The sequence below is a fragment of the Diaphorobacter ruginosibacter genome, from assembly GCF_040396215.1.
Classification (GTDB): domain Bacteria; phylum Pseudomonadota; class Gammaproteobacteria; order Burkholderiales; family Burkholderiaceae_C; genus Diaphorobacter_A; species Diaphorobacter_A ruginosibacter_A.
The window spans coordinates 1-9,685 of sequence record NZ_JBEBOW010000135.1; the positions used below are offsets into that span (position 1 = coordinate 1).

Below are 9,685 nucleotides of genomic sequence, written 5' to 3' on the forward strand. Positions count from 1 at the left end.
CGTCCATCTGGCCTTCTTGGGCCTCTTGCTCAGAAGACTTTGAACACGTTCTTAGCAGCGTTTGATACCGAATGGGCGGTTCGTGGTCGATGAGCCGGTCGTCCGCCACAGCTTCGCGGTACGAGTAGGTGTGGACCAGGCGGCCAAAGGTATCAGTGGTGTTACGCGCCGGGGTGGCGGTCAGGCCCACCTTCACAGCGCCGAAATAGTCGAGCGCTAGCCGGTAGGTAGAAAGGTACTCGGCTTGGTCGCGCATAGCGAGTTCGCCCTCTGTCATTTCCTGGTCCAGGGTGTAGTCACGATGGGCTTCGTCCACGATGATGCAATCGAAGGCATCCAGCAGTGGAGGATTGTCGCTGCCGAAAATACGCTTAACCATCGCTTGCATTGTTGCAATCTGCACGCGGGTCGCTCCTTGCGAGTTGGTCGCACGACGCGAAGCTCGCCGGCCTCATCTGGGAGGCCTGCACTTCGAATTGCAAAGGCCGACTTGGCATCCAGGCCATCCATTGCATCGACGGTGTGCACTCGTTCAAACTTGAGTGCCGAACTTTCATCTCAAGCCCCAGCATGCCTGACAAGATGCCAAACTCTGAGGATCATCGCTCATATCAACGTCAAGCCGCTCTCGGCACGGGAGGTAGTGTCAAAGCGACGGTCTCGACCGTTCAAGCTGACGCAGTGCTTGGCAGTGAGTCAGAGGTCACTCCGCCTTTGAGCGACGCGGAGCTGGTGCAGCTACGCGTTCGTGTTATCGCGCTGGAAAACATCGTGATCGCGCTTCTCGCGCAAGTGCCCGAACCGCAATTGGCGCTTGTGCGTGAAATGGCCACTCACATCTCCCCCAGGCAGGGCTTTACTCCTCATCCTGTGACCATCCATGCAGCGGCCGAAATCGACAGTCTTGTGAGGCGAGCCCATGCGTTCCGGCTCGATGAACGTGCCCAGGAGACCCAGGCGATGAAGTGAACCGCGCCGGGCTCCGGTGAAGGCGCTGCCCGGCATTCGCTACCGGCATAGTTGTACTTGCCCGCCGCTATGTCATGCGCCGCTCTTCGGGCCGCCGCCACAGCCCGATCCAGCTTTTCACTGCGAACACAGCCACAGGCAACGAGCCGAACACGATGAAGACGGTATCGCCAATCATGCGCAACCATTCCAGGCGTCGCGCCAGCGGCGTGGCCAGGTAATTCTGGCTGCGGGCATGCCAGTAGCCGTTTTCCAGCACATCGATCAGTTGCATCACTCCACCCGGAAACAAGCTCAGCGCCATCATCATCGCCAGGCCTGCGTTGGTGCCCCAGAAGGCCACCTTGACGTACTTCTCCAGTCCAGTCCAGGCCTCCTCGCTGCTGCATTGCTGCAGGACCAGCACCATCATCGCCAGGCCGAGCATCCCAAACACACCCATCATGGCTGCGTGGCCGTGATTGGCGGTGAGGATGGTGCCGACCTCGAAATAGCTGACGATGGGTGTGTTGATCAGGAACCCGAACACGCCGGCGCCGAGGAAGTTCCAGAAGCCCACCGCGATCAGGAAGTAGAACACCCATGGATGGGTGAGCCGGTTGCCCGATCGCGCGTTGGTTGAATTGGCCCCGGTGGTGCGCACAAAACGCCATGCATCGAGTGTGAGCAGGGTCAACGGCACTACTTCCAAAGCGGAAGCCAGCGATGATGCGGCCATGTTGAACTGCCCCTGGCCGTTGAAATACCAGTGGTGTCCGGTACCAACCACGCCACCGGCGAAGTACAGGATCGCGTCGAAGTAGATCACCATCAGCGCCACGTTGCGCCGGGTAATGCCCATCAAGTAGAAGGTCAGGGCCACCAGGGTGGTGGCGAAGAACTCGAAGTAGCCCTCCACCCACAGGTGGATGATCCAGAAGCGCCAGGTGTCGGCCACCGTGTAGTGGGTCTTGGCGCCGAAGAACAATGCCGGGACGTAGAACACCGGTACTGCCAGCGCCGCAAGCAGGAACATGCGCACGATCGGCCGAGCCTGGGCGTCATCGATCTTTGACGGTCGGGCGATGACGAACAGCAGCGCAAACCAGGCCGCCAGGCCGCCGATCAGCAGCACCTGCCATAGACGCCCCAGCTCCATGAATTCCCACCCCTGATTGCCGAGCAGGAACCAATATCGCCCCAGGGCCTGGCTGATGCCGGCCCAGATGCCCAGTTGGCTGCCTACGATGACCACCGCGAAGGCGGCGAACAGCACGTTGATCCACGCCACCAGCCCGCGCGGAGGCCGTTCACGGCGCAGGGCAATGCCCAGGAAAAGCGCGGCGGCCACGAATGCGGTGGCGATCCAGAAAATTGCCGTCTGCAGATGCCAGGAGCGCAGCAGGTTGCTCGGGAACACTTTCTCCAGGGCGAAACCGTAGAAGTCACCCGGCTCGGCGCGGTAGTGCGCCAGCGCGCCGCCGACCAGGGTTTGCACCAGGAACAGCAGTCCCACCACCACGAAAAATTTCACCAGCGCAGCCTGCGCAGGCACGTACTGCCCGGGTACCAGCCGCGACGGGACATGGTGCTGCGGATCGCTGACCCAACCCAGGTTCTCGTAGCGACCAAACACGAAGAGCACCGCGGCAATGCCACCCAGCAGCACGATCAGACTCAGTGCGCTCCACAGCAACGCGCCGCTGACAGGCACATTGCCCACGCTGGGGTCGTAGGGGAAATTGCTGGTGTAGGAATACGACTTGCCTGGACGGTTGGCGACCGATGCCCACGCGGCCCAGTCGAAGAATGCCGACAGCTGGCGCAACTCCTCCGGGTCCGTGATCAATTCCGGGCGCAGGCCTGCGTTGCCGCTCGGCTCACGGAAATAGTCGCGCCAGTAGGCGGGCGAGGCACGCCATGCGTCGGCTTCGCCGGGCGAGAGAACCAGTACGTCACGTCCGGGGTCGTAGCGGTTGTGCTTGAGCAGGCGCGCGACCTGGCCGTCGATGCCGGCGCGCTGCAGCTCGTTCAGTGCGGAAGGAAGAATGCCAAATGCTTGCTGCGAAAGCTGTGCGATGGTGGCCTCGCCCATGAGATGAAGGGCGGTGGCGGAGAAATCCGGTCCCAGGTAGCCGCCATGGCCCCAGACGCTGCCATTGTTCATCAGACCATAGCGCAGGAAGACGGCTTGGCCTTCCTCCACGTCCGCGCGCGTGGCGACCACCCGGCCCTGCGGATCGATCACTTGCGCGGGAATCGGCGGTGCCTGCCGGTAAGCGAAAACCGTGATCAGAATGAGGAGGACGAAGCCCACGCCCATCACCAGGATCAAGGCCCGGATCCACCAAGGCGAAAGCGCAGCTTCGGACGCAGGAGAAGTCGGAGTCGACATGCGTGTATTCCTTCATGCGAGCCTGGGAACTCCCACGAGCACCCATGCCGCGAGGCACGCGGCTCGCGGAGTATTTCATAGATCGGCAGACAGGAAAAGTGGTGAGTCAAGAACGTCCGGTACTGCCGGAGCGCAAGTCTCCGGCGGCATAGGTTCATCCCGGTAGCGATCATGGGAGCGCTTCAAGCGGGCAGAGCCTGAAACATGTGGGCCTTTTTGTTATGAGAGCTTGATGCTTTTGATCGCAGATGCCGCACCCATGACCCGTTGATGCGGGGGATCGATAAGGGGCGTTTCCGTGGAGTGGAATTCTCCCGCTCACTTGGTTGTATATCCGCCATTGATCAGGATGGTCTGGCCGGTGATCCACCAGCCATCGCTGACCAGGTGGCGGATGAAGGGGACTACGTCCTCGATATCCGTCAGGCCGGTTTTGCTGAAGTGCGACAGGGCGGCTGCCGTCTTGTGATAGGCCTGTGCGTCGGCGCTTTCCTGTCCGTAGAAAAAGGGCGTATCCATGGGGCCGGGGCCCACGGCCGTCACCGAGATGCCCCGGGCGCCGAATTCCTTGGCCGCGGCCCGGGTGAAGTGTTCCACCGGGGCCTTGGTGCCGGCATAGGAGGAATAGAACGGCGTGAAGGCTCCCAGCAACGAGGTCACCAGCGTGCAGATCTTGCCGTTGTCGTTGACGTGCTTGCCGGCTTCCTTGAGGAAGAAAAAGGCCGACTTGCCGTTAACCGCCGCCATGTCGTCATACTCGGCTTCGCTGATGTCGGCCATTGGTTTCTTGAGGACCTTGCCAACGGTGTTGATGGCAATGTCGGGCCGGCCTATGCTGGCCACGGTGTCGGCGAAGAGCTTCTCGACGGCGCCGGCCGTGGTCAGGTCGGCCTGCAGCGCAACCGCCTTGGCCCCAGCCTTCTCGAGCGATGCGACCGTGGCGGCGGCATCGGCCCTGGAGGCATCGCTGTTGTAGTGAACGGCCACGGCCCTGGCGCCGTGCGCGACGAGGTCGCGAGCGATCAGGCCGCCGAGGTTCTTGGCGCCGCCCGTGATCAGGACGACTTTGTCCTGGATGCTGTGATGAGACATGGTGTACTCCTGTCAGGTAGATCAATCACGACATGTTATTTGTCACGCGGCATGAGATAAATGTAGGATTCATGGATGAACTATCCATAAATCATTACAAATAAATCATGGACCTGATCGAGCAACTGCGCATCTTCAAGCGGGTGGCGCAAAGTGGCGGCTTCACGACGGCAGCCGGACAGATGGGGCTGCCGCGGCCCACCGTGTCGCTGGCCGTCCAGCAGTTGGAAGCCCGCCTGGGCGCCCGGCTTCTCAACCGAACCACCCGGCGCGTGAGCCTGACGCAGGATGGCGAAGCCTTGCTTGAGCGCGCAGTCGCGTTGGTGGCCGACGCGGACGAGCTGGAGCAGCAGTTCCGGTCGCCGGGCGCGGCACTGGGCGGCCGCTTGCGGGTGGACATGCCCAGCCGCATCGCCCGTCGGCTCGTGGCCCCGGCGCTTCCGGCTTTCTTCGACGCGCACCCGGGCATCGTGCTGGAGCTGGGGTCCAGCGACCGCACCGTCGACCTGGTGCATGAGGGCATAGATTGCGCATTGCGGGTGGGGGAGCTGTCGCTCAGCAGCCTGGTGGCACGTCCACTGGGCCGGCTGCGGCTCATCAATTGCGCCAGCCCGGCCTATCTGTCCAGATACGGGACGCCTGCCTCGCCCGCGGATCTGGCCGCGCACAGGGCGGTCCAGTACGCCTCGCCCGCCAGCGGCCGCATTGCGCCATGGGAGTGGCTGGAAGACGGGGTGCCTGAAACCTTGCATATGAACGGCGCGGTTGCGGTGAACAATGCCGAGGCCTATATCGCCTGTTGCCTGGCCGGCCTGGGGCTGATCCAGATACCGGCGTTTGACGTGCGGGAGCATCTTGCGGCGGGTGAGCTGGTGGAGGTGCTGCCGGACTGGACCGCGCCCGCGATGCCGGTCCAACTGGTCTATCCGCATCGCCGCCACCCGTCACGCCGTGTGCAGGTCTTCAGCCAGTGGATGATGGAACTCCTGAGTCCTTGCTGCGTTTGATGGTTCCGCGCGCCAATGATTCTCATTGATAGTCTTGGCTATATCTGATGGCCGGCTTCATGATGCAAGGGATCATGGTCGGCCAACAAAATATCGATTGCCATGTTCCAGTCCGAGTGAATCGGCTTTCACCGGAATTTGATCCGTTATCCGCAGGCATGCGCCCCTTGGATGACCTGGAGAGTGCAGGATCCAAGAGGATTCATCGGGCAATGCTGAAGCTGGTTCAAAGCTGCTTTCCAAGAATACGGACTGGGCAGCACACGGCCTTTTCCTACAGGGCCCATCGGGCATGCGCATTAAATTGCAAGAGAAGGTTTTGCATACCGTACTGCTCTCTCAAAAAAAATCGATCCATGCGTGGAATCGATATGGCACCCCCGATGAAGGAATCTCCAGATGTCCGACTCACATACCCCCAGCCGCAGAAGCTTTCTGCTGGCGTCCGGCGCCGGCGTGGCGCTGGGCAGCGTGGCAATGACATTTCATGCCAACTCCAAGGAACCCGAGGTCCGGCTCGACCAGTACAAGCCAGAGTATTTCACGCAGGATGAGTGGTCCTTCGTGCTGGCGGCCACGGCTCGCCTGATCCCATCGGAGGGAGAGGGGCCGGGCGCCCTGGAAGCCCACGTGCCGGTGTTCATCGATCGCCAGCTCAAAGGCGAGTATGGCAGCGCCAAGGACTGGTACATGGTCGGGCCGCACGACCCGAGCGCGGCGCCGGACCGGGGCTGGCAGACTCCGCTGAACCCGGCGCAGCTCTACCGCAAGGCGATTGCGGCCTTCAACGCCTGGTGCCAGTCGCGTTGGAGCAAGGACTTCAAGGACCTGGCGCACGAGCAGCAGGACGAAGCCCTTACCGCGTTGCAGAAAGGCGAGGCGAAGCTGGATCCCGAACTCAGCATCTTCTTCTCCACCTTGCTGGCCAATACCAAGGAGGGCTATTTCGCCGACCCCGTGCACGGCGGCAATCACGGCATGCAATCCTGGACCTACATTGGTTTTCCCGGTGCGCGCGCCAGCTTCAGGGAATGGGTGGATCAGCACAATGTGAAGTATCCCCTGGGGCCGGTTTCCATCAAGGGCGAGAGGGCTTGAACCATGGCACGTATTGAAAAAAAGAAGGACGTGGTCATCGTCGGCCTGGGATGGACGGGCGCCATAGCGGGCATTGAACTGGCCGCCGAAGGATTGGAGATCGTGGCTCTGGAGCGGGGCCGCGACCAGAACACGGTGCCTGAATTCAAGTACCCCAACCAGATCGATGAACTGACATATGGCGTGCGGCTGAAGAACATGCAGCATCCCAGCCAGCAGACGGTGACCATCCGGCGCACGGATGCTGAAACCGCCTTGCCCTACCGCTCCATGGGATCGTTCCTGCCGGCCAATGGCGTAGGCGGCGCGGGCACGCACTGGAATGGCCTGCTGTGGCGGCCCCAGCCCCAGGAGATCCAGTTGCGCAGCTACGTGAAGGAACGATGGGGCGAGTCCATCATCCCGACGGGCATGAGCCTCATGGACTACCCCGTCAGCTACGATGAACTGGAGCCGTTCTTCACCCGCTTCGACCAGGTCGCGGGCATCGCGGGCAGGGCCGGCAATCTCAAAGGGCAGATCCAGGATGGCGGCAATCCGTTCGAGGGCTGGCGTTCAACCGAATACCCCATGCCGCCGCTGCCTCCCACCTACGACGCCACCAAGTTCGGCGAGGCCTGCAAGGCCATGGGCTACCACCCGTTCCCGGCGCCCGCCGGCATCGCATCAACGGCCTATGTGAACCCTTATGGCATGCAGATGGCGCCCTGCAACTTCTGCGGATTCTGCGAGCGCTATGGCTGCTACCAGTATTCCAAGTCGTCGCCGCAGACCGCCATCCTCGATGCACTCAAGCGCAAGCCGAATTTCAGCTACCGAACACATGCGGAGGTGCTGCGCATCGAAAGCTCGGACGATGGCAAGACCGCCACCGGCGTCACCTATTTCGATGCCGTCAAGCAGGAAGAAGTGTTCCAGCCCGCCGACCTGGTGATCCTTTCGGCCTTCCAGTTGAACAACGTGCATCTGCTGCTGATTTCGGGCATCGGCAAGCCCTACGACCCCGCCACCAACGAAGGGGTGACGGGCAAGAACTACGCCTACCAGATGAACGGCGGCGTGACCATGTTCTTCAAGGATGCCAACTTCAATCCCTTCATCGGCCACGGCTCCAACGGCATCTGCATCGACGACTTCAGCGTCAACCAGAACGACTTCGGCGCGCTGGGCTTCATCGGTGGCGCCTATTGGCGAGCGGGTACTTTCAACGGGCAGCCGATCCGCTCCATGAGCCTGCCGGCCGGCACGCCCAGCTGGGGCGCGGGCTGGAAGAAGTCCATCAAGGAATGGTACGGCCACTCCATGTCGATCGGCACGCACGGCTCGCACATGTCCTACCGCGCCAACCACCTGGACCTGGACCCCACATACAAGGATCCGCATGGCAGGCCATTGATGCGCATGACGTTCAACTGGCAGGACAACGACCTGAAGATGAACCAATACATGAAGCTCAAGGCGGGGGAGGTGGGCAAGGCGATGAAGCCCGACCTGATCCAGCTGGGCTTCAAGGGCGAGGGCGCGCAGTTCGACGTGCGCCCCTACCAGACCACGCACACCACCGGCGGCCACATCATGTCCAGCAATCCGCGCGAAGGCGTCGTCAACCGCTACTGCCAGACCTGGGACAAGCACAACGTGTTCGTCATGGGCGCTGGCAACTTCGTGCAGAACACGCAATACAACCCCACCGGCATGGTCGGCGGCCTGGCCTACTGGACGGTGCATGCCATCCGCACGCAATACCTGCGCAATCCGCGCCCCCTGGTTTGAGGAGCACGCCATGAAAAAAGCCCTCCGCATCCTGGGAGCCCTGGTCGTGCTGGCCGTGCTCGCGGTACTTGCTCTCATCTACCTGCCCGCCAAGCCCACGCCGCCCGGCGAAGTCCTTGCGGCCGACTGGAAGCCCGAGCCCGGCCGCGGCCAATACGTCATGCGCGCGGGCGACTGCATGGCCTGCCACACGGCGGATGGCGGCAAGCCGATGGCCGGCGGGCGGGGCATCGCCAGCCCCATGGGCACCATCTGGTCGTCCAACATCACGCCCGACAAGACCACCGGCATCGGTAACTGGACGCTGGAGCAGTTCCGCGCCGCGCTGGTCGATGGCATCTCCGCCGACGGCCACCACCTGTACCCGGCCATGCCCTATGAAAACTACCGCTTCATGAGCGAGCGCGACATCCGCTCCTTGTACGACTATCTCATGCACGAAGTGCAGCCGGTCAACAGCGCGGTGCGGGCCACGCGGCTGAACTTCCCGTTCAACCTGCGCTTTGGCATCCGCGCCTGGAACTGGCTGGCGCTGAGGGGCGACTCCTCGTTCCAGCCGGCCGGCAACAATGAGCTGCTGAACCGGGGCCAATACCTGGTTGAAGGCGCGGGCCATTGCGCCGCCTGCCACAGCCCGCGCACGGCCTTCATGGCGCAGAAAGGCACCCGCCTGAGCGAAGCGAGCTTTCTGACCGGCGGCGAGTTGAATGGATGGAGCGTTCCTGCCCTGCGCGGAGCCGATGCGCCGATCCAGAAATGGTCCACCGCCGAACTGGCCGCCTATCTGGCCACGGGACGCAATGCGCATGCCGTTGCCAACGGCGACATGGCGTTGGCCGTTGAGCACTCGTTGCAGTACCTGAACGATCATGATCTGAGCGCCATGGCAGCCTTCCTCAAGAGCATGGACGGCCAGCCCGTGACGGATGCGCCCCAGCAGATCGCCATGCCCGGCCCGCGCGCCATGCCGGCGGCTGCCGCCAATGATGCCGGACAGGCCACGGCCAAGCTGCTGACCGCCGCATCGCCCGACATGCCGCTGGGCGCGCGCCTGTATCTGGACAACTGCGCCGCGTGCCATTTCGTCACCGGCAAGGGCGCGCCCGAGATCTTCCCGGAACTCCAGGGCAATCCCGCAGTCGTGGGCAAGGATCCCGCCGCGCTGGTGTCGGTGATCCTGAACGGCACCTCCGCGCCGTCAACGGACCGCCGCCCCATGCGCCTGGTCATGCAAGGCTATGCCGATCGCCTGAACGACGAGGAAGTGGCGGCACTGGCGAGCTTCGTGCGCTCGTCCTGGGGCAACCAGGCGGGCCAGGTCTCGCAGCAGCAGGTGGCCAAGGCCAGGGCCGCCGGGCACTGAGCGGGCAGG

The 9,685-nt window shown here is 62.7% G+C and carries 8 protein-coding genes; 5 read left to right on the forward strand and 3 right to left on the reverse strand.

Features of this window, described 5'->3' with window-relative positions; translation table 11 throughout:
* Positions 1–403: DEAD/DEAH box helicase family protein (locus tag ABWP92_RS14470; RefSeq protein ID WP_353236100.1), on the reverse strand; the 403-nt coding region annotated here is incomplete at its 3' end.
* 167 nt (positions 404–570) lie between these two features.
* On the opposite strand from ABWP92_RS14470, the gene ABWP92_RS14475 reads away from it, so the two are divergent.
* Positions 571–969 carry a hypothetical protein gene (locus tag ABWP92_RS14475; protein WP_353236101.1) on the forward strand — a complete coding sequence of 133 codons (399 nt, stop codon included), beginning with the start codon at positions 571–573 and terminating at the stop codon, positions 967–969.
* A 67-nt stretch (positions 970–1,036) separates the two neighbouring features.
* Here the strand turns inward: ABWP92_RS14475 and ABWP92_RS14480 are convergent, their stop codons facing one another.
* Both ABWP92_RS14480 and ABWP92_RS14485 read right to left on the reverse strand, forming a co-directional pair.
* Positions 1,037–3,343 (reverse strand): nitric-oxide reductase large subunit, encoded by a 2,307-nt coding sequence (locus tag ABWP92_RS14480; protein WP_353236102.1) that lies wholly within the window; start codon positions 3,341–3,343, stop codon positions 1,037–1,039.
* A gap of 318 nt (positions 3,344–3,661) precedes the next feature.
* Positions 3,662–4,435 carry an SDR family oxidoreductase gene (locus ABWP92_RS14485; protein WP_353236103.1) on the reverse strand — a complete coding sequence of 258 codons (774 nt, stop codon included), beginning with the start codon at positions 4,433–4,435 and terminating at the stop codon, positions 3,662–3,664.
* A gap of 107 nt (positions 4,436–4,542) precedes the next feature.
* On the opposite strand from ABWP92_RS14485, the gene ABWP92_RS14490 reads away from it, so the two are divergent.
* From ABWP92_RS14490 to ABWP92_RS14505, 4 genes are all read left to right on the forward strand, one after another.
* A complete protein-coding gene (locus tag ABWP92_RS14490) occupies positions 4,543–5,442 on the forward strand; it encodes a LysR family transcriptional regulator (protein ID WP_353236104.1) in 900 nt (299 codons plus the stop codon).
* A 399-nt stretch (positions 5,443–5,841) separates the two neighbouring features.
* A complete protein-coding gene (locus tag ABWP92_RS14495) occupies positions 5,842–6,540 on the forward strand; it encodes a gluconate 2-dehydrogenase subunit 3 family protein (RefSeq protein ID WP_353236105.1) in 699 nt (232 codons plus the stop codon).
* 3 nt (positions 6,541–6,543) lie between these two features.
* On the forward strand, positions 6,544–8,313 hold the full coding sequence (locus ABWP92_RS14500) for a GMC family oxidoreductase (protein ID WP_353236106.1): 1,770 nt from the start codon (positions 6,544–6,546) through the stop codon (positions 8,311–8,313).
* A 10-nt stretch (positions 8,314–8,323) separates the two neighbouring features.
* The gene (locus ABWP92_RS14505) at positions 8,324–9,676 is read left to right on the forward strand and encodes a c-type cytochrome (protein ID WP_353236107.1); all 1,353 of its coding nucleotides are present in this window, start codon (positions 8,324–8,326) and stop codon (positions 9,674–9,676) included.
* Positions 9,677–9,685: the final 9 nt, after the last annotated feature.